Annotated in this window: 17 protein-coding genes and 1 tRNA gene; 6 read left to right on the top strand and 12 right to left on the bottom strand. The window is 67.8% G+C overall.

Going from position 1 to position 19,300, the window contains the following annotated elements:
• Positions 1–8 precede the first annotated feature (8 nt).
• On the top strand, positions 9–1,508 hold the full coding sequence (locus tag OG303_RS25695) for a S1C family serine protease (protein WP_405871214.1): 1,500 nt from the start codon (positions 9–11) through the stop codon (positions 1,506–1,508).
• Positions 1,509–1,568: 60 nt separating this feature from the next.
• A tRNA-Ser gene (locus OG303_RS25700) sits at positions 1,569–1,655 on the top strand.
• Between the two features lie 136 nt (positions 1,656–1,791).
• Here the strand turns inward: OG303_RS25700 and OG303_RS25705 are convergent.
• The 10 genes from OG303_RS25705 to OG303_RS25750 all read right to left on the bottom strand — a co-directional run bounded on the left by OG303_RS25705 (position 1,792) and on the right by OG303_RS25750 (position 11,103).
• Entirely contained in the window at positions 1,792–3,168 is a 1,377-nt protein-coding gene (locus tag OG303_RS25705) for a tyrosine-type recombinase/integrase (RefSeq protein WP_405871215.1), read from the bottom strand.
• A gap of 62 nt (positions 3,169–3,230) precedes the next feature.
• On the bottom strand, positions 3,231–3,416 hold the full coding sequence (locus OG303_RS25710) for a helix-turn-helix transcriptional regulator (RefSeq protein ID WP_405871216.1): 186 nt from the start codon (positions 3,414–3,416) through the stop codon (positions 3,231–3,233).
• A 483-nt stretch (positions 3,417–3,899) separates the two neighbouring features.
• Positions 3,900–5,375 (bottom strand): ATP-binding protein, encoded by a 1,476-nt coding sequence (locus OG303_RS25715; protein WP_405871217.1) that lies wholly within the window; start codon positions 5,373–5,375, stop codon positions 3,900–3,902.
• A 2-nt stretch (positions 5,376–5,377) separates the two neighbouring features.
• Positions 5,378–6,238, bottom strand: coding sequence for a bifunctional DNA primase/polymerase (locus OG303_RS25720; protein ID WP_405871218.1), 861 nt, complete (start codon positions 6,236–6,238; stop codon positions 5,378–5,380).
• A 426-nt stretch (positions 6,239–6,664) separates the two neighbouring features.
• Entirely contained in the window at positions 6,665–8,509 is a 1,845-nt protein-coding gene (locus OG303_RS25725; protein WP_405871219.1) for a helix-turn-helix domain-containing protein, read from the bottom strand.
• Between the two features lie 369 nt (positions 8,510–8,878).
• The gene (locus OG303_RS25730) at positions 8,879–9,190 is read right to left on the bottom strand and encodes a hypothetical protein (protein WP_405871220.1); all 312 of its coding nucleotides are present in this window, start codon (positions 9,188–9,190) and stop codon (positions 8,879–8,881) included.
• Positions 9,191–9,207: 17 nt separating this feature from the next.
• Complete coding sequence (locus OG303_RS25735) at positions 9,208–9,549, bottom strand: RRQRL motif-containing zinc-binding protein (RefSeq protein ID WP_405871222.1); 342 nt, start codon at positions 9,547–9,549, stop codon at positions 9,208–9,210.
• A complete protein-coding gene (locus tag OG303_RS25740; protein ID WP_405871223.1) occupies positions 9,549–10,559 on the bottom strand; it encodes a DUF2637 domain-containing protein in 1,011 nt (336 codons plus the stop codon). Before OG303_RS25740 ends, OG303_RS25735 begins: the two co-directional genes overlap by 1 nt.
• Positions 10,556–10,852: a DUF6303 family protein gene (locus OG303_RS25745; RefSeq protein ID WP_405871224.1), complete on the bottom strand. Its 297-nt coding sequence runs from the start codon at positions 10,850–10,852 to the stop codon at positions 10,556–10,558. The genes OG303_RS25740 and OG303_RS25745 overlap by 4 nt, the downstream gene beginning before the upstream one ends.
• The gene (locus OG303_RS25750) at positions 10,849–11,103 is read right to left on the bottom strand and encodes a DUF6284 family protein (protein WP_405871226.1); all 255 of its coding nucleotides are present in this window, start codon (positions 11,101–11,103) and stop codon (positions 10,849–10,851) included. Before OG303_RS25750 ends, OG303_RS25745 begins: the two co-directional genes overlap by 4 nt.
• Before the next feature lie 461 nt (positions 11,104–11,564).
• Here OG303_RS25750 and OG303_RS25755 point away from each other — a divergent pair, with 461 nt between their 5' ends.
• The 3 genes from OG303_RS25755 to OG303_RS25765 all read left to right on the top strand — a co-directional run bounded on the left by OG303_RS25755 (position 11,565) and on the right by OG303_RS25765 (position 17,088).
• The gene (locus OG303_RS25755; protein ID WP_405871227.1) at positions 11,565–12,359 is read left to right on the top strand and encodes a GntR family transcriptional regulator; all 795 of its coding nucleotides are present in this window, start codon (positions 11,565–11,567) and stop codon (positions 12,357–12,359) included.
• Positions 12,356–13,030: a YdcF family protein gene (locus OG303_RS25760; protein WP_405871228.1), complete on the top strand. Its 675-nt coding sequence runs from the start codon at positions 12,356–12,358 to the stop codon at positions 13,028–13,030. Before OG303_RS25755 ends, OG303_RS25760 begins: the two co-directional genes overlap by 4 nt.
• 3,584 nt (positions 13,031–16,614) lie before the next feature.
• Entirely contained in the window at positions 16,615–17,088 is a 474-nt protein-coding gene (locus tag OG303_RS25765; RefSeq protein ID WP_405871229.1) for a hypothetical protein, read from the top strand.
• Between the two features lie 16 nt (positions 17,089–17,104).
• Here OG303_RS25765 and OG303_RS25770 read toward each other — a convergent pair whose 3' ends face one another.
• Both OG303_RS25770 and OG303_RS25775 read right to left on the bottom strand, forming a co-directional pair.
• Positions 17,105–17,536, bottom strand: coding sequence for a hypothetical protein (locus OG303_RS25770; RefSeq protein ID WP_405871230.1), 432 nt, complete (start codon positions 17,534–17,536; stop codon positions 17,105–17,107).
• 57 nt (positions 17,537–17,593) lie between these two features.
• Positions 17,594–18,460, bottom strand: a complete 867-nt coding sequence (locus tag OG303_RS25775) for a bifunctional DNA primase/polymerase (RefSeq protein ID WP_405871231.1) — start codon at positions 18,458–18,460, stop codon at positions 17,594–17,596.
• 333 nt (positions 18,461–18,793) lie between these two features.
• Here OG303_RS25775 and OG303_RS25780 point away from each other — a divergent pair, with 333 nt between their 5' ends.
• Positions 18,794–19,105: a hypothetical protein gene (locus OG303_RS25780; RefSeq protein ID WP_405871232.1), complete on the top strand. Its 312-nt coding sequence runs from the start codon at positions 18,794–18,796 to the stop codon at positions 19,103–19,105.
• Positions 19,106–19,300: the final 195 nt, after the last annotated feature.

Consider the following 19,300-nt stretch of genomic DNA (forward strand, 5'->3'; position numbering starts at 1 on the left):
GAGAAGCTGTGAGCACCGAGAACGAGGGCACCGCGGTACCCCCGGCCCCGTCCGCACCCCCCGTGCCGGTGGACGCTCCCACTCCCTCGGCACCTGACGCCCCCGCCGGGAGCGCCCCGACCACCCCGCTCCCGCCGGTGCCTTCGAGCGCCCCCGGCGCGCAGGAGCAGGACCTGGTGCACGCCGGCCATGCCCCCGCCTACGCGTCGACGGGTTCGCAGGGCCACCAGGGGCAGGGTCCCCAGGGTCCCGGAGGATCCCAGGGCTCGGCCCCGGACGCCTCCTGGCCGCCCCCGCCCCCCGCCACCCCCTCCTACGCCGACTCGGGCGCAGGCGGCGCCGGCTCGGGCTGGGGCTCCACCTATCAGCAGCCCGCGCCGAAGTCCGGCGGCGGCCGCGGCGGCCTCGTCGCCGCCATCCTGGTTGCCGCGCTGGTCGCAGGCGGCCTGGGCGGCGGCCTCGGCTACACGCTGGCCAAGGACAACGACAACAACACCGGCTCCACGACGGTCTCCGCCTCCGACAGCGGCGGCTCCGTCAAGCGGGACGACGGCACGGTCGCGGGCGTGGCCGCCAAGGCCCTGCCCAGCACGGTCACCATCGAGGCCGAGTCCACCAGCGGTGAGGGCGGCACCGGCACCGGCTTCGTCTTCGACACGCAGGGCCACATCGTCACCAACAACCACGTCGTCGCGGACGCGGTCGACGGCGGCAAGCTCACTGCGACCTTCCCGAGCGGCAAGAAGTACGACGCCGAGGTGGTCGGCCACGCGCAGGGCTACGACGTGGCGGTCATCAAGCTCAAGAACGCCCCGTCGAACCTCAAGCCCCTCACCCTGGGCGACTCCGACAAGATCGCCGTGGGCGACTCGACGATCGCCATCGGCGCCCCCTTCGGCCTGTCCAACACGGTCACGACGGGCATCATCAGCGCGAAGAACCGCCCGGTGGCCTCCAGTGACGGCACCGGCAGCAACGCGTCGTACATGAGCGCCCTGCAGACGGACGCCTCGATAAACCCGGGCAACTCCGGCGGCCCGCTGCTCGACGCGTCGGGCAACGTCATCGGCATCAACTCCGCGATCCAGTCCACCAGCAGCGGCGGCCTCGGCGGCACCAGCCAGTCCGGTTCCATCGGTCTCGGCTTCGCCATCCCGATCAACCAGGCCAAGTACGTCGCCCAGCAGCTGATCAAGACCGGCAAGCCGGTCTACGCGAAGATCGGCGCGTCCGTCTCCCTGGAGGACTCCACGGGCGGCGCGAAGATCACCGAGCAGGGCGCCAGCGGCTCCGCCGCGGTCGAGTCCGGCGGCCCCGCGGCCAAGGCCGGCCTCAAGCCCGGCGACGTGATCACCAAGCTCGACGACCACGTGATCGACTCCGGCCCCACCCTGATCGGCGAGATCTGGACCCACAAGCCCGGCGACAAGGTCACGATCACCTACGTACGAGACGGCAAGACCCACACGGTGGACCTCACCCTGGGCTCCCGCCAGGGCGACAGCTGACACACGCGCGTACCGAGCCGTTACTCTTGTCCCCGCGCCGCCGATCAGTCGGCGGCACGGGGTGGGTTGCCCGAGCGGCCTAAGGGAACGGTCTTGAAAACCGTCGTGGCAGCGATGTCACCGTGGGTTCAAATCCCACACCCACCGCAGCAGGTCAGAGGCTTGCAGGTCAGAAGGGGTGCCACTCTCCGGAGCGGCACCCCTTCTGCGTTCACCCTGTCTCACCCTGATCCGGCGGTATCCCACCTCTGACCAGCGCGTGCGGCCAACCTGCGGCCAGGAATCAGGGCCCTTCCGCCCCGCCCTCGTGCTCCGCCAACCCTTGCTCAATCAGCGCGTTCATCTTCGCCTCCTCGCCGTCAAGCACCTTGGCGTAGTAGCGCTGAAGGACGGCAACGCTCTGTCCGGCGCGGCGGGCAGTCTCGGCGAGGCTCACCCCGGAGCGGAGCCAGAACGACACGCACGCGTGCCGCAGGTCGTACGGGATAGCGGCCAGCGGAGAGGCCACCTGCGCGGTGGTGAGCGCCCGGCGACGGGCTTCCTTCCACACAACGCCGTACTCCTGCGACCGGACGGGCCCGCCGCGTACGGCGCTGAACAGTCGGCCGTCGGACGTGGTCCCGATCGCTTGGAGGTGGGCGCGCAGTATGGCGACCAGGACGGGCGGGATCGGCACGGGCCGCACAGCGCGCCGGGCTCGGTGCTTCAACTGCCGTTCCTCGTACGGCTTACCGTCGTCGGTCCATCCGGAGCCCACCTGCGGCCGGGCACCGGCGAGCAGGAGCCGCCCCCACCCTTCCTTGGGGAGGTTGCACTGCTCGGCGCTCAGCATGGACACCTCTTCCGGGCGCATCGCGGCGTAGTAGATGCAGGCGAAGAACGCGACCAGATGAGTACCGCGAGGACCCTGCGCACGAACTGCGTCCAGAAGCGCTCGTGCCTGGGCGGGCGTGGCGACGCTCCGAACGTCGAGTTCTTCCACCGCCTTGGGCGTCTCCCAGTGCACGCGAAGCAAGGGATTTCCGGGCAGCAACTCGTGCTCGACGGCCAGGCGCAGGCAGTTGCTCAGTACCGCGCGGCGCCGCCGGAACGTGTTCGCGGCGGCGGACTTCCCATCCTGGCGCTTGGCCAGGTGTTCCAGCACCGTGCGCATGCGCTTGGCGCTGTCCAGGTCGACCACGGCCGGCGCGTTCCGTTCCACCCACCCCAGTGCCTTAGCTTCTGCTTCCGGCACCTCTTGATCGTGGCGCCCGGCGTTGAAAGCCCACTGGTAGAGGGCGCGGCGCAAGAGGTCCTCTTCCGGGCGTCCCTTGCCTACCGGGCACAGAGCCATCGTGGCGATGGTCAAGCTCTCCGCGATGCTCGCCCGGTGCTTCGCCGCAGCTGTCGGCCACTTCCGTGCGGCGTGCGCGCGAGCGTGGGCATACCAGCTCGTGCGGTTCCGCTCACGCACCTCCGAGACGGGGAGCCCGGTTTCCGTGTCGAACGGCTCGCCCTTGCGGGTCGCGGTCAGCAGCTCTGCCCGGCGTGCGTCCGCGAGGGTCTTGGTTGCGAACTTCTCCTGATGTTCCGTTCCGTCAACCTGCCAGCGCAGTTGGAACGGAGCGGCCTTACTGGGGCGCTTGCGGATGTTCCAAACGCGCACGTCATAGCTGTGCATCGTGCTCCCTCATGGAGAAGGGACCCCACCGCATGGTGGGGTCCCTTCGGGCTGGTCAACGGTCAGGCTGCGATCTCGTGCTCGGCCCACCAGGCGTCCAAGTCGCCACGACGGCAACGGATCTGCCCGTTCGGGAGTTTGATGAGCTTCGGTGCCTTGCCTCGGGCGCGCATGCGGTAGAAGGCGGCGCGGCTCATCTCGATCTCTTCGAGGACTTCGGGGAGCTTGAGCATCTTGGGGCGGGCCACGGTGCGACTCCTTCGAGGCTTCGATCTTTTGGGAGAGTGATGGGGTCTCCGAACGCTGGGCTTGTCGGGAGCCCGCGTGTGTCCGAGGTTCGGATTTCTGCGTCATTGCGTCATCAGCGACATTCGTGCTTCTGACCTGCGCTGTTGCTCGACGTAGTGGTTAGGTGCTGCGTCATCCGTGCGGCATGGGCTGCGTCATCGGGTGACGCAGATGACGCAGGATGACGCAGAGGTCGCCGTCTTCGTCATGGCTGTTGCCGCAGGTCAGGGGTCGTTTGGCGTCCCGCGTGACGCAGATGACGCAGCGTCTTCCCTCTTAGGACAAAAGAAGGGGGTGTCTGTTGTGGTGCGGTGGCGCCTCAAAGCGTGAAGAAGGAGCCGCTGCGCGGCGCGTCCTTCGGGCGGCGCGGTGCGCCGAACAGCAAGAGGAGCACGCCTGGCCGGTGGTGCTCTTCTTGCTTGTCCTGGCGCGCACGGCGCGGGCTAGAACACCCGCTTCTGCTGGTGTGGGGGCGGGGCGGCCAGGCGGGTCATTTCGAGGTAGCGGCCGGTGCTGGTGCGCCCCGAGTCGATGAGGACGCCCCGTGCGGCAAGGGTCGGCTGAAGTCGCTTGAGCCGGTCGGAGAGGACTTTGCCCGTGGTCGGCCAGCCCTTGGGCAGGGAACGCGGCTCGTCGCTGCTGTAGAGGCCGCTGAGGAGGTGCAGCCACTCGGTGGAGGTCATCCGCTGCGCCGCGCCCGACTCGATGGTGTCGGCGTGCCTGAGAACGGTCTGTGCGAGGAGATCGCCCTCAATCACGTCGTCGTTCAGGTCGTCCAGGCTCGCCCGGTAGGCGGGCAGGGCCCCGAGGCCCGTTGCCGCGTCGAACTGGGAGCACAGGTGTGCAAAGTCCGCCATCCGCAGATCAGTCGGCGTCTCCGCCTTCACCGCGCGGACCTTGACCGTGAGGTCCAGGAGCGAACCGAGCACGACCGGCAGAACCTCCTCGTAGTCCACCCACAACTCCGCCTCGGTGCGCCGGATCTTGGGGCGCTCCAGCCGCAGCGGCAAGAGCCGTTCCGCGAGGTCGGGCCGGATGACGCCCACGTCGATACCGGTCAGGAGCAGGGGGCGGCGGTAGCCGACGCGGAACACGTCCCCGTCGGTGAACAGCGCGCGCTTGACGCTCTCGGCTCCGGTCACGATGCAGCACATGGCGTCGGACAGGTCCGGGGTCATGTGGGAGAGGTTGTCCAGGGCGGTGACCCACCCGGCCGCTACGGCCGCGATCAGGTTCTCCTCATCCTTCGGGGCCCGCCGCAAGTCCCCGGTCATGCCCTCCACGATCCGGATCAGCATCCGCCCGCCCGTGGACTTCCCCGCCCCCTGCGGCCCGGTCAGGAACGGGGCAGGGACGGGCACGGACGGACCGAGGCAGCCGATCAGCCACGTGATGGCCAGGCATTCGGTCTCGGCGGTGGCGAAGTTGCAGAGCCTGAGCAGGAGGTCGATGCCCTTGCCGTCGGTGTCCTTGGCCGGCAGGGGCAGTTCCCCGGTGAGCTGGGTGCGCCGCCAGGACACCTCACGCGGATCGGGAACGGTGACCTCCCACCCGGTGGGGTGGATGCGGACGGACTGTCCGTCGTCGCGGCCCAGGTCCAGCCACGTCGCCCCGTCGAAGCCCGGGGCGACGCGGATGTGAACCGGCTGTACGTCCTCGCTCAGCGCGAGCGCTTCGATCAGGTCCAGCGCCTCTTTGATGGCGCTGCCGTTGAAGACGCCGCGTCCGTCGCGGAACAGGCCGACCATGAGTTCTTGTCGGTGGCTGCCCGTGGTGCCCTGGGAGCGGATCGGGCGGGCCACGGGGTGGCCTTTCCTCTGGGCGTACACGGTGCCATCGGGGGTGCGGAAGTACCGGAAGTGCGCTTGGGCGTAGTCGGTGATGACCTCGCGGGCGGGGGTCTTGTCGTCGTCAGCCACGGTCACACTCCCAATGTGGTGCGGGCATTGGCCCATGCTTCGGTGCAGTGCCGGGCGGTCTCGCCCTTGGTCTGGGCGGCGGTGAACAGTCGCGCGACGTGCGCGTCGGTAAGGCAGCCACACCGGCCGTGCGTGGACAGCACCGCAAGGAACGTCCGGTAGACGGTGGCGTGCACCGCCTCACGGGCCTCGGTGATGCGCTGCTCCGCCATCGCAATTCCGCGCTCCAGGAACGCGGGCGTGCGGTGACGGCACTCCCCACCCCTGCCCGGCACTGACACCGTGAGGGACTGAAAGGCGGGCCGGGCCGGGGCGGGCCTGCTCACGACCAGGGCGCGCACGGCATCCGGCAGCGCGGTCATGGTGCCGGTGCCGAACCCGAGCCAGCGGGCGTAGGCCATGGTCGACTTGATGTCCACGCCGGGCCGTACCGCGTTCGCGGACTGCATCGACCCGAGGTAGAGCCAGTGCTCGCCCCGGGTGGTGGGCACGGTCTGCGTGGTCGGCAGGTTCTCGCGGGCCCACGCGATTGCGTCGGCGTTGTCCAGGTCCACGACGGTCAGCCCCGCCCCGCCCGGGTGATAGGCGATGGCCTCGGCTTGCAGCCATGCGCGGCGCCAGGGGCCGGAGTTGATGACGTGTGGATCGGTGGTCGCGGCGGCCCACGCGTGGCAGGGTCCGGGGCAGGCGCACGGTCCCGGGGTTTTCATGTTGGGTCGGCCTCCGCAGGCGTTGTTGGCGCAGCGGCGGCAGTTGCCGAACGGCACCTTTCCGGCTCGTAAGGGCAGCGGGGGCAGGCCGGAGGCGGCCAGGTCGAGAGCGGTTGGCAGGTGCTCTGCCCGAAGGGGGGTCGGTTGGGTCATGCTGGAGACCTCCGCAGGTCTGTTGAGGACTGGAGGCAGGGGCGGCCCGGGACTTTGGCGAGAAGCGGGCCGCCCTGCCTGTTGTTCTTTGAGGAAGGCGATGGAGTGGCTGAGGAGCCGATCAGTGCTCGACTGCACGAGAGGATCCGGCGCGACTTTCCGGATGCCGACGCTGCACGCGGAGTGGTCGGAGCCTTGTCGGTGCTGGCAGTCGAACTCAAAGGCTCGCTCCAGAGCACGGAGCGGCTTTTGGCTGCGGCTGTGGTGATCGCTGATGGGGATGTCGGGCGGTTTCGCTCGGCGGTCCGCCTCGCACGGACGGACTGGCGCGATCTACTCATGGCGGCAGGGCTCGGAGACGAGGACTGGCCTCGCGTCCTGGATGAGGAATTGAGTCCCCGCTAGCTGCTGGCCAGGCCGTGGTACTCAGGCCGCTTGCTGGCCGCGCAGGAGCCTGCCGTCTGCGGTCCTGCGCAGGACTCCGTTGGCGGTGAGGGTCTTGATCTCGCGGGAGACGGTGCCCTTGTTGAGGCCGGTCGCGTCGGCCACTTCCTTGGCGGTCCGCGCCCCGGACTGCACGGCGGCCAGCACCTTGTCCCGGTTGGTTGCCGCCCCGGACGGTGCGGATGTGTTCTTGACCAGGTGCAGCGGTGTGCGCGGCGCCTGGCCGCTCGTGGACTGCGCAGGAGACCAGATCGACTTGGGCAGCGCGCGCACGCCCGCGTCGTCCAGGGTCCAGGTGCGCAGCATGCGCGGCCCGTAGCCCTTGAGGTAGCCGTGCCCCCGGTACTCGCGGCCGTCCGGGATCTGGTGCGGCGCGTAGTGCGCGCAGTCATCCAGCGCGACCTGAGCCTGCGTCGTACCGGCCACCCGCAGCGAGAAGCGGGTAAGGAGGTTCGGTGCGATCAGCTTGTGCACGCCCGGAGCAGACCCGTCGGTCAGCGGGTACTGCGTCGCCCACCACAGGACGACACCGCGCGAGCGGCCAAGGGAGGACAGTTCGATCAGCCGCTGGAGCCGGTCCTTGTCCTTGGTGATCAGGGCCAGGATCACCTGTCCCTCGTCGACGACGACGGTGAGCTGACGGCCGTCCCACACGCTGATGCCGCGCTGCTTCATGTCGACCTTGCGGCGGGTCATCTCCGCGTGGGCATCGTCCACCGCGTCGGTGATGTCGTCGCGTTCCACGGCGACGCGGCAGATGGGCTCCCAGATGTTGGCTTCTTCGCCCTTGCCGTCGATGAGCAGCAGGTCACCGCGCAGGTGGGCGGTCGCCATGAGCGGCCGGAACGACCAGGACTTGCCGGTGCCGGACGCGCCGGACACCAACAGCCGCTCGTCGAACGGGATCAGGACCTCATCCCCGGTCTCGGTGTCCAGACCGAGGCTCATGGCGAGCGGGTCGGACGGGATGCGGTCCGGGGTCCACAGCGAGGAGACGCCCGCGGCTGCGGAGCGGGTGGCCAAGCTCAAGACGGCCCACCCGCCGCGTGAGGCGGAGGTGATCCGTATGCGCAGCGCGGTGCGGGCACCCAGCAGGGCACGGATGGAGTCGGCCTTGTCCGCGAGCGTCTTGACCGTCCACGTCCCGTCAAGGCGGATCTCACAGCGGATGCCGCCCGGCTCGATGGCTGGGGGCGTGGTGACCGTGCCCGACAGGCCACGATCGGGGGCGTGCTCGACCCAGTACGACGGGTCGAGCCGCTCCATGAGCTGACGCTCTTCCAGCGACAACGACCCATCCACCACAACGCGCAGCTTGCGCCGCCCGAGCGCGAGGGCGGCCATGTTCGCGCCGATGAGGACAGCGGAGGTGGCGGCCGGCCACACGGTCAGGTGCGAGGTGGACATGAGCGCGGACGCGACCGCAGCGGGCACGGCGTGCACCGAGTGCGCCTGAATCGCGCGGGCCTTGAGGGTGCTCGGGTAGTTCACCCGCGCGGCCTTGAGCTTGGCGCGGGTGTCGCGCTCGTGCTTCAAGGCTGCCTTGGCCGCGACGCGGGCGGCGCGGCGACCGGCCGCGAACGGATTGTTTGACGCGGCGCGGGCGGTGAGTTGCTGCGACTTGGCGGTGGCGTGCGTGGAGCGCGCGGCGTTGTGGTCCTTCTGCGCGGCCATGAGCGCCTTGAGGTGCTCCGGCGTGCGCAGCTTGTCGCGCCGGTCTGCCTCAAGGTCCCAGCGGGTCGCGAACGGAGCGCACACTGGGGCGAGTGAATCGAGAGCCGCAGTGGTGGTGTTGGTGGTGGTCGACCATGCTTGCTTCCAGTCCACGAAAGGGTCCTCCAAGACCGTGGATGAGGGCCGGTGCGCCGTTGCGTGGAGGCACCGGCCCGATCGAGTTGCAGGGGGCGGTGCTGTCGGTTGCGTCGACAGCACCGGTTGAACCCCTGCAACCGCATCTGACCTGCGGTGTTGCAGAGTTGAGCGGTGGGGAGGGGCGGGGGTTCTACGCGCCCGCGCGCGTAGAACGGCGGAAAATCGGGCCGTGCAACCCCCTCGCGGGGTCGTGAACGGCCGCTCACGACCCGGGGGGTCTTCACCCGCACGCGAGGGGGTTCCGAGGCTCTACGGGCCACCTACGGCCCCCGCCCGTTTCGGGGGGCGGAAGGCCGTAGGCGGATGCTCGGGGCGTGTTGGTGGTCAGTCGCCCTTGGAGCGGGCGAGTTTGAGGGTGATGCCGCCGGCACTGACGGGCCCGGCGGCGCCGGCGATGACGGTCGCGGTGTGGGAGGCGACGTCCATGAGCCAGCACAGGGCGGCGACCACACCCCAGGTGCCGAGCGCGGCGGCGCCCGCGATGGCGAACGGCAGAAGCAGGCGCTGCCAGGGGAAGGACGCGGCGGTGGTGTCCTGGATGACGAAGACGACCGGTTGTCCGGTGGCTTCGGCGCGGCGGTAGGCGTCGGCGGGGATGTGCGGGGCGATGATCCCCGGCGGGTCACGGTGGGCCATCAGGGCTCTCCCTCGGGTCAGTTGGGGTCGGCGCAGGGCACGCACGCACCGAGCAAGGTGGGGATGACGTATCCGGCATCGCGCCGACACGCGGGGCAGATCCGCCGGGCACGGTTGGCCCGGGCGAGCGCGGCCCACCGGCCCGGCGTCATCGGCCGGACGGGCTTCGCTGCGTCGATGCGGTAGAGGTAGGCGATCAGAGGGCCCTGCCGTCGGCGGGGGCGCTGGAGTTCGGCGGCCACGTCCTGGCCACCCGGACGCAGCCCCAACGCGCGGAGCTGTCGCCGGGTGGCCAGTCCGTCAGGGGCGAGGCGCCACCGGTACACGGGCAGTGAGCCACCGGCCAGTGCGGTGGTCATCAGTGGCCCGTGCCGGCGAGGTCAACTGGAACGCCGTTGACGGGTCCGCGCAGTTCGGCGTACCGGGTGGAGACCCAGCCCACCGACCAGCCGCACAGCTCGGCTGCGGTGCGCACCGATAGGCCCTCGGCATGGGCGGCGGCCACGATGGCGCGCGCGTCGTCCTCGGCAAGCTTGTCCGTGGCCGGTCCGGCGGACAGCAGCGCGGCGCGTTCACGCGCGGCCCGCTCCTCCCGCTCCGCCTGTTCACGGCGCGCCCGCTCGGCACGCGCCCGCTGCTCGTGTTCGGCGCGTTCGGCGGCCTCTCGTTCACGGCGTTCACGCTCCGCCCGGAGCTGTTCACGCTCGCGCTCCTGGCGTTCACGCTCGGCCTGCTCGGCAGCCTCCCGAGCGGCCTGCCGCTCGCGCTCCTCACGCCACCAACGCTCCTCGCGCTCAGCGGCCTCACGGGCCAATTGGGCTTCGTGCTCGCGCTGTTCACGCGCCAATGTCGCGGCGTGCTCGCGTTCCTCACGCGCTCGCCGCGCGGCCTCCTCGCGCCGCTCGATGGCGGCGCGTTCGCGGGCGTCCCGCTCGGCTTGCTGCTTGGCCTCCAGCGCCACCACGGCGGCGGTGATCGCTCGCCGATAGGCGAGTCCGGTCTCTGCCGTGACAATCAGCAGCAAAGGTGCGACCGCGTGCACAGCCACGCCCACCAGGTCGTTCTTCAACGCGGAGTCGGCCACGTTGAGGGCGAGCGTCATGCAGCCGGTCATCCACCGCAGCGCGATGGGCCACCGTCCGCCGTTGCCCCCGAGCCGGGCGAGCACCGCGTCCAGCCGGACCACGATGACCACGGCGGCATCCACGACGAGCGGCAGGATGGGGGCGGTCCAGACCCACTTGTCGGGGGTGTGCGCGGAGGCGAGCGGCGTGACGGTGAGGATCGAATAGAGCATCGCGCCCGCCACGATCAGCCACGTGCCGGCCGACAGCGCCCGCTCGGCTGAACGGATCTGAACGGTGTTCATGCGCTCACCTCCGGCAGTGAACGGACCTGGATTGCGGTGATCAGCACGATCGGGGAGGCGGGGTTGTCGGGGGTTTCGCTGTCCTCGGTCCACGTCCACTCAGCGCCCGCTACCGGCTCGAACCCGAGCGCGTTGAGCGCGTTCGTACGATCCGTGAACGTCGGGACCGCGCGCCCGAACCGATGCTCGGGCCACTGCTCGGTGGTGTTCAGCAGCACCACATACAGGCGCCAGAGTCCGTGACGGACGGACATCTGCGCGGTGAACTCCCGCGCTGCCTTCTCTCCGCTCACGCCACGCCGCCCCGAGCGTCCGTGGCCTGGTTCGCCAGCGCGACAAGGAGTCGGCGGCGCGCCCGGCGAATGCGCCGGATGTCCAGCTCCGTCGGGGTCCGGTCCATGGTGATGATCTGCGCGTCCAACAGATCAACGTCCGCCAGGATCGCGGGCATCTCCAGCTCGATCGCGTCCAGCTCAGCGCCCGTCGGCTCCATGAAGTCGGCGAACGCGGTAACAGCGTCCTGAACAGTGACGATGTGGTCCATTGGGTCGTGTGTCCTTTCACAGGTGAACGGCCCGAACAGCGCCCCCGGAGTAGCCGCTCCGGGGGCGCGCGCCGTTGAAGTCGGAACATCCGGCTCCCCTCAGCGCTGCTCGTACGAGACGAGCAGCGGAGGCAACCGGCCGCAGCCGTTGAGCTGCGGAAAGGTCGAGTTGCGCTGTACCGCACACGGGGACAGAACCCGCGTACGCCGCCCTCTTGCTTGCAGAGGTGGAGCGGTCTACCTCGGCCCACTGTTGAGTTCTCAAGGAACGACCAGCTCAGGGCCCCACGTGGAGGCGAGCTATCCCGAACTGACACGGCTACGAAGCAGCCCAAAGAAGGCCCCTTCCGGCTCGCTGTCCTAGGACTGCGGCGGTCTGAGATGACAATGGCATGCAGTCCTGGGACTGTCAATAGTCCTAGGACTGTGCTTCACTTGGGCGCATCGAAGGGAGTTCAGCTGTGGCAGCCAAGTGGCGCGAGCTGGCGGATCGGCTCGCGGAACAGATCAGGAATGGCGAGTACGCACCCGGGGCCCAGTTGCCCCAGATCAGAGACCTTGTCGAGGACGGGGAAGGCTCCAAGTCCACCGTCCATCAGGCGTACAAAGCGCTTGAGTCTGAGGGACTTGTGACGTCGTCACGCGGGCACGGCACGGTCGTACGGCCGCGCACTCCGCTCAAGCGACTCGGCATCGCCCGGTACGACAAGGTCAAGTGGCGTGACGGCGATGAGGTCGCGTTCATCGCGGACCGCGTGGCATCGGGGCGTGCGTACAAGCGCAACGACCAGACGCAGACCGTGAGCCGTACCGAGGCGAGTGATCTCGTCGCCGAAGGACTCGGCGTCCCCGTCGACTCCGAGGTGTACGCGCGCGCCCGTTTGGTGAAGGAGGGCACCCAGCCGACCCACACCCTGACCAGCTACTACCGACCCGAACACGTCGAGGGGACACGCATCGTCGACCCCACGCCGGGTCCCGCCGGCCGTGGTGGCGGATACAAGGTGCTGTACGACGCGGGGTACGAGATCGACCACATGAGAGAGGCTCTGTTCGCCCGCGTCCCCACGGCGGACGAAGTGAAGCTCTTGCAGCTGCCGCAGGGAGAACCCGTCGTGGAGCTGCACCGCACGACCTACACCGCAGATGGCACGGTGGTTGAGTTCGCCGTGGGCATCCACGCGGCTTCTCGCTTCGCGTGGGAGTACGACTTCCAGGTTCCCGACTCGGCGCATGACAGGAAGGGGCAGGAATGATCTCGGCACAGGCATGGGCGGATGCTCGACTCCTGTGGGACTACCACTTCATGCACCACAACCCACGGCCCTGTTCGGTGGCTGTGGGTCTGGGCAGTCACGACCTTGGTGTGGCTGACGTGACAGCTGAGCTGTACCACCAGGGCATGGCACCGGTCATCGTCTTCACGGGAGCCACCAGCCCCACGACCAGGGCGCGCATGCCGCGCGGTGAGGCTGTCCACTACCGAGAGCGGGCGTTGCAGCTAGGGGTGCCCGATTCAGCAGTACTCCTGGAACCGCGTGCCACGAACACCGGCGAGAACATCGAGTTCACGAAAGCGGTGTTGGCAGAGGCCGACATCAAGGTCTCGTCCGTCCTGCTCGTGAGCAAGCCGTACGAAGAGCGGCGCTCGTACGCCATGATGCGGAAGCTCTGGCCCGAGGTCGAAGTGGTGTGCGCGTCCACACCGATGGGCTTGGAGGAGTATGCCGACTCCATCGGAGACGCTCGCATGGTGATCGACATGATCGTGGGTGCCCTGCAACGAGTGCTCGTCTTCCCGAGGTTGGGTCTGGCCATCGAGCAGGACGTTCCAGACACCGTTGTAGCCGCCTTTGAGCGGCTGTGCGTCGAAGGCTTCATTAGCCGACTCATGCCGGCTGACGTTGCTGCCCGCCCCGGTACGTGATGCCAGGGTGGACAGCAGCCCACCCTGAGCTTCGTTCTGCACTTTCCCTGCCTCATCAAGGCTCGCTGCGCTCGCTCGATCGGCGGCCGACAGCGCTTGTCGATCTTCGGACCGCAACTCCGCCCAAGCGCATCAACGGCCGCTCCCGGCCCGCATGCCACCGCCACCACGATCCGGCCTCGGGATGGGAAAAGATCAATAGCGGCTAGACCCCAACGCCCTCGTATCAGGGGCCACGCCGCACCCCTTTCCACCCGGTTGCCTACACCAGTAGGTCGGATCAAACCGAGGGCCGCACCAAGCGCGGCGGCGCCGGCCGGTCGCCGCCGCGCCGCCTCCATGTCTTCGCCACCGGCGTACGTCGCCGCCCGCCCGTCGCCACACGCAGCGGCCACATTCCAACACGGGCACGGGGGACGAATGATGATCCCCAACGGTGCAGGTCAAAGACACTTTGTGCTACCGAAAGAGGCCGGATCATGGTGGCGGCGGCATGCGAGCCGACACTACCGGATGCGCGGACGTTCGTACGGCCTGCTGATCAGGCACAGGGGCCACGGATCCGCGCGGCGTAGATGGATGAGCCAAGGGATCACCCGCACGTACATCCGGGAGAGTGTCAAGTGACGTCTTTATTACTCCGATTGGAAGTAAAGGATTCGTCAAGATTGATGCCCGCGCGACCTACCGTCGAACACCGCTTCCGGAGAGAACCCCTCTGTGGGTGGGGCGGTCGGCTCCACGACTTTAGCCAGCCACTTTGGCGCGAGCCTCGAAGATCATGGCCCCAACGTCGTGCTTTAACGGGCAGGTCCACAGACTGCCCGACGCGCCGGAAGCTTACGGGGCCATGATCACTCACGCCAAAGCAGCTCCAGGCCAAAGTCGTTCCGCCGACCTCGTCGGGCACCTCACCGCCTGACTATCGGACAGGTCGTCCGTTTATCGAACTCGGCGCGTCTTCCCGTCCACTTCATGGACGACGTGACTGCGTGCGCCCCCCGTGCACCGCATCCGTGGGTCAGGTCACGCCTACCAGCCGTTACTTCGGCGCACACTGGGGGAGACCCACATCACAGAGGTCCACGCAAAAGCCCACCGACCGCTGCACAGGCTTCCCGGCGAGGGCAGCAATCGGTGGGCGCGCACCTAGGAGGTACTGCTATGAGTGTGACCCCAACCAGGCCAATTTCAATCCCCCGTCCACGAGACTGGGCTGCCGTTCTCGTCGTCATCGTGGTCATCTACGTCCCGGGCGCACAGATCCAAGGCGTCCTCACCAACCTGATCGCACTGTCGGCAGTTCTCGTCTGTGGCTCCGCAGTGAGCGCAGCATCAGTGAGGCAGCCCCCATACGGCCGTGTGACCGCCGACTAGGCCCGCCGGGCCCCTTCGGCGTTCCCGGCCCGCCAGGACGGGAGAAGGCCACACGTGCCCCCTACGTGCCCGATTGAGCAGCAACCAGCGGGGACCAAGGGGGAACGTCGGCAAACTACCCGGGAACGCCGAGGTCAGCGTCTCACCAGATCGGCCGGGATCCAGTTACGCGATCTTCCAAACTGGGGCTCCAACGTTCAATGGGCGTGTTCGACCGGGTCATTGAGAATCCGCCGACCTGAGATTATGCGGGCTTCTCTTTAGTTGCTTTTTGCGGTCCCAGTTCCCAAGTCTTTTAGAAGGGCCTTATCTAGTGTTCCTCTGACGATGTCGCGCGTGGCGTCGCCAGCTGGAAGAATTGATAGAACCGCTGTGGCCAGCAAGAGCACACGAATTCCATCGGAAGCGGGCCCAACTCCAGGTAATACTGGTATTGCGAGCGCCGCACCTACCAACGTGAGTGCAGGAGTTACGCTGCGAAGGCTGCGCGCCGAGCGGGATATAAGAGTTACTTCAGGTGCATTCTCAAGTAGCTCATCCCAATTTCCATGTGCAGCAGAAATGGCGCCAGCCAGAACGGCCGCACACACGCGGTCATACTGCTCAAGGGAGTGCAGAGTTGCGACATCCCTACTAAGTCCGCGGAGAATGGCAGCGATGCGAGCGTGATCGCGACGTATCTGCCTTCGCAGCGCCCTTTCTCGCCAATTTGCAGTTCGGAGAGGGATACGATTCAGCTCAATAACCCGAGCTGTTTCGCCGATTACTGTTCGAATTCCTCTCAGGGTGCGCGGTTTGAGATACTGGGGCCTTCTGGTGTGCAGAATCCAAGCAAGATAATGAAGCTGCCACACAACCTGATCGATAGACTCCTCGTACTCTGCGCGCGCGTGTCGATCAAGAAGTTGCCGAAATGCATTCGCCCAGCGGCGCAGGGCAATTCCCAGAAGAAGACCACCCCCTAGGAGAACCTGCCACCCAATAGGCCACTCTCGATAGTTAGAGGATGCGGAAAAAATAACCCACGGCAGGCCGACCGTTGCTGCACCTATAGCCGATGCGCACAAGATGAGCTCCAGATCAAAGCCGCTCCTTTCTGGATCAGGGGCTGCGTGAATCCTTTCACGTAGAACAAACAAGACTGCTCGGCGGCCGACCCAAAGAGCGCCAGCCGCCACCAGGATGACCAACACTTCCGCCTGCCCGGGCACCGATAGTCCGGAACCCTTCGTTGGAGCCAGGTTTATGAAAGAATTCGAAATGACGCCCCCGTTAAGTAGCCACAAGAGGAGGGCTACACAGCCTGCTGTAACAATCCCTGCTCCGACAATGGCGAACCTGTCGTGCCTTTGACGCATCCAGACCGGAAGAAAGACGCCCGTGGCGGCCGTTTGTGCTGCCTCAATCAAGCGCTCGCGATCTGATGACTCCTGGATGGGCAAAACCAATGAAACGCGTCGCCGGATTTTTAGTTCCTCGTCACGACTCTCTCGATCTTCAAGCCGTTCTTGAGGGGTGTTGGCCTTAAACTGATACCAATTCCATATCCGAGAAATTGCCCCCATGACACCCCTTGGTCTCCCGAAACTCCGCCGAGCGCATGGAGTGAAGATGCCACAGGAGGCGCGGTTCTATGCGGAGTTCGGCTGAAATGGCGTGGCTTGATGCACTGCACCATGGGAGGCCAATTTGGGCCACGAGGGCAGCCGCGGCTCTTCAAGCGGGCCAAGCAGTACTTTGGTTGCCCAGAGCATCTCGACACCTACCGCGCGGCCATGGCCTTCGGGCACAGTGGCGACCCGAGCATCGGTGAGTGTCTAACTGTGTGACAACGCCGACGGACAGCGGCGGACAACCGCGCACGCTTGTGGATCATCGCAGCAGGTGAGAGGCGCACCAGCCCAAGGTCCAGCGCCCACCCAAGTTGCTTCGGGACGAAGAAGTCCTGCCCCAGTCAGGCATGGCTGCTGGCGGGCGTTCGACGCGCCAACCCAGTGGCGGCGCGGCCAACCTCTGGCCAACCAGGCGTGGGCGGCGCCCAATGAGGGGACGCTTGCGCAGGTCAAGCCGCATGTGGCCGTGCGGATCCGGCCGGTCTTGAAAACCGTCGTGGCAGCGATGTCACCGTGGGTTCAAATCCCACACCCACCGCAAGGCGTGAGCTGGGGCACCGGAACGTTTCCGGTGCCCCAGCTCTCTTTCATGGCATGGCAACAGTTCACGCCCGCATCGGCTCCCTGGTCCTCGTACCGACGTTCTTTCTGGTCGCGTGCACCTCGGGCGGCGGATCCCAACCCGTGCACGCGGCCTCGGCATCCCCGAACCGGACGACCACCACCGCGGCGCAGCAGGAGAAGACGCTCGCCGGCGAGGCCCGGTCGGCCCTGGGGCCCACGACGGACGACTCGATGGTGGCCTCCGGGCTGGAACGGGTGTCGGACGGACTGCACACCGCCCCGGGCCTCTCCGCAGGCACCACATACCGCCTGTCCGTGGTGTGTGCGGGCACCGGAACCGCCGCGATCGAGTTCATACCGGCGAGCGCGGCCGCGGGGAAACCGGTCACCTGCGACGGGACACCGGTCTGGCAACGCTTCACCGCGAAGCATGCGCAACGCGTCGACGTCGACGGCGATCAGGGCGCCACGGGGATGATCGCTTGGCGGATCGACCACGTGTGAGCGGGGCTACGGCCTGCTAGAGCTCGAAGTCCCGAGCCAACGCCTCCCAGTCCACCTCCCGCAGCGCGGCCACCGCATCGCACTCGTACGGGACCCGGGTCGTCGGCTGGAACCAGATGACCGTCAGGGTCGAGCGGTACAGGACCGGGTCGTGGGTCGGGTCGAGTGCCGTGGAGCGGAAGGAGCCGACGCAGGCGACGGTGGGCAGGACCTCGACCGGGCCGAAGCCGCCGGCGTACTGGTCCGGGTACTCGCGCGGGGGCGGGACGAGGTGGATCGGGGTGCTGGGGAAGGCGCGTTCGGCGGTTCGGAGGAGGGCCTTGATCACCATGTCGTTGACCGGCTTGCAGGGGTAGCCCTCCAGCATTCCTCCGTACGTCGACGAGAACCGCAGATCGGCGAGGTCGACGGAGCGGCCGGAGGAGAGGACCACGCGGGTCAGCGACATGGTCCGCGCTCCAGGGCGGTCGTGCATGGACTTCCTTCACTCGATGTGTCGCCGGCCTCACGGCCGATGCCCCGACATCCGCGCCGCCGACGCGATCGTCGCCCGTGCCTCGCGTTCGGTCAGGCCGGTGTTGAGGGCCGCCTCGACCAGCGGGTCGACGAGGGCGGGGCCGATGCCGTCCTCGTAGGCGCGGCAGGCCGCCCAGAACAGGCGGGTGTTGCGCTGACCCTCGTGTGCGGCGAGGACGAACTGGACGAGGCCCTGGCCGTGGTCGCTGATCGCGGACGGTGTGGGGTGGTGGGTGCGGGGCGGCGGGAGCAGCAGGCGGAGCAGGGCGGGCGGGCAGGCCGCGGGGGCGAGGTGGGCGGTGCCGGGCGCGGTGCCGTAGACGCCGTGGTCGGTTCGGGAGCCGGGGCCGACGAGGTAGCCGCCGGCGCCGCGGATGTCGATGCCGGGGGCTAGCCGGCCCGCGGAGTTGGGGACGACGACGTCCGGCGGGCCGCTCAGCCAGAGGTGGCGGCCGCCGCTGGGGGTGAGGACGACGACCGTGTCGGGGATCGTGAACAGGTGGCGCAGGGCCAGTTCGCGCAGGGCGGCCGAGGAGTCCGTACCCGTTTTCGTGTCGAGGTCGACTCCGATCAGATGGTGGGGCGGCAGGCCGCACGCGATGCCGTAGCCGGTTGCCCAGGGGGCCGCGGCGAACAGTTCGCGGATGCGTGCCGGGTCGGTCGAGGAGTCGTACACCCCGTGCCCGAGGCGGCCGCATTCGCCGTGGCAGGGCTCGGGTTCGGGGTCGTCGCGGTGGGGGGAGCGCAGGGCCGGGAGTTTCGTCCGGGACAGGGGGATGACGGCCAGTCCGCGCTCGGCGGCTGACAGGGCGTGTGCGAGGGCCAGCGTCGTGGCCTGCCGGTCGGTGGTGGCCATGCCTCTATGTTCGTACGTGCGTTCGAAAAAGGGAAGGGGATTCGGTCACGACGCGCCGGGCCGGAGTGGTTGTCCGGAAAAGTGCCGGAACGCTTCAGCCCTTGCGGTGCTTGGGATCGAGGCGTCCGTACTGTCCTGACATGGGCGTTAGAAGTAGCGATAGGGGTTTATCGACTTGTCGTAGCACTTGAGGGCGAATGGCGGCTTCCGGGGTGGTTCGCCGGGGATTCGGTGGGCAACTCTGATCTCGCGACGTCGTGCACAACAACCGAGGTGGTCGGCCAACTGCCTTGGAGTAAGCCGTACTTCACGTTGGTGTTCTGGAGGAACAACATGGCAAGCATCCGTACCGCCCGCGTCATCGCCGCCGTCTCCGCCCTTCCGCTGGCAGCCGCTCTGTTCACCGGCGTCGCGGCGGCGGACAACGGCGCCATCGCGGACAACGGATCGAACGCGGGTGTCGCGAGCGTCGTCGGCAGCGGTGTCGGGCACAACAACAACGGCAACTCGTCCACCACGCAGCAGAACGCCGTCGGCTCCGGCGCCTCGAACCAGAGCAACACCGCCCAGGTCAAGGGATCGCCGTTCGCGACCATCAACCAGGGCAACAAGAATGTCGCCATCAACTTCACCGAACTGTGGTGAGCCGACGGCCCTGACTCCAGGGAATCCGGGGTGTGTTGTGGGGTGTGACACGTCTGCGCGGCGGTACTTCGGTGCCGCCGCGCAGGCGTTTTCTGTGTGCGCGCCGTGTTCTTGACAGCCGACGGTATCTGACGGACAGTCAGAAACTCTCGCCGAGATCGTGGGAACCCGCTCGGCGTGGGCGGTGTACCAGAA

This window comes from Streptomyces sp. NBC_00005 (genome assembly GCF_045160215.1).
Classification (GTDB): domain Bacteria; phylum Actinomycetota; class Actinomycetes; order Streptomycetales; family Streptomycetaceae; genus Streptomyces.

Bases quoted from the DNA above. Each gene is read 5' to 3' on its own strand.
- OG303_RS25705 (WP_405871215.1), bottom strand. From the start codon at position 3,168: ATGCACAGCTATGACGTGCGCGTTTGGAACATCCGCAAGCGCCCCAGT.
- OG303_RS25720 (WP_405871218.1), bottom strand. From the start codon at position 6,238: ATGACCCAACCGACCCCCCTTCGGGCAGAGCACCTGCCAACCGCTCTC.
- OG303_RS25730 (WP_405871220.1), bottom strand. From the start codon at position 9,190: ATGGCCCACCGTGACCCGCCGGGGATCATCGCCCCGCACATCCCCGCC.
- OG303_RS25735 (WP_405871222.1), bottom strand. From the start codon at position 9,549: ATGACCACCGCACTGGCCGGTGGCTCACTGCCCGTGTACCGGTGGCGC.
- OG303_RS25740 (WP_405871223.1), bottom strand. From the start codon at position 10,559: ATGAACACCGTTCAGATCCGTTCAGCCGAGCGGGCGCTGTCGGCCGGC.
- OG303_RS25750 (WP_405871226.1), bottom strand. From the start codon at position 11,103: ATGGACCACATCGTCACTGTTCAGGACGCTGTTACCGCGTTCGCCGAC.
- OG303_RS25760 (WP_405871228.1), top strand. From the start codon at position 12,356: ATGATCTCGGCACAGGCATGGGCGGATGCTCGACTCCTGTGGGACTAC.
- OG303_RS25765 (WP_405871229.1), top strand. From the start codon at position 16,615: ATGGCAACAGTTCACGCCCGCATCGGCTCCCTGGTCCTCGTACCGACG.
- OG303_RS25770 (WP_405871230.1), bottom strand. From the start codon at position 17,536: ATGTCGCTGACCCGCGTGGTCCTCTCCTCCGGCCGCTCCGTCGACCTC.
- OG303_RS25775 (WP_405871231.1), bottom strand. From the start codon at position 18,460: ATGGCCACCACCGACCGGCAGGCCACGACGCTGGCCCTCGCACACGCC.
- OG303_RS25780 (WP_405871232.1), top strand. From the start codon at position 18,794: ATGGCAAGCATCCGTACCGCCCGCGTCATCGCCGCCGTCTCCGCCCTT.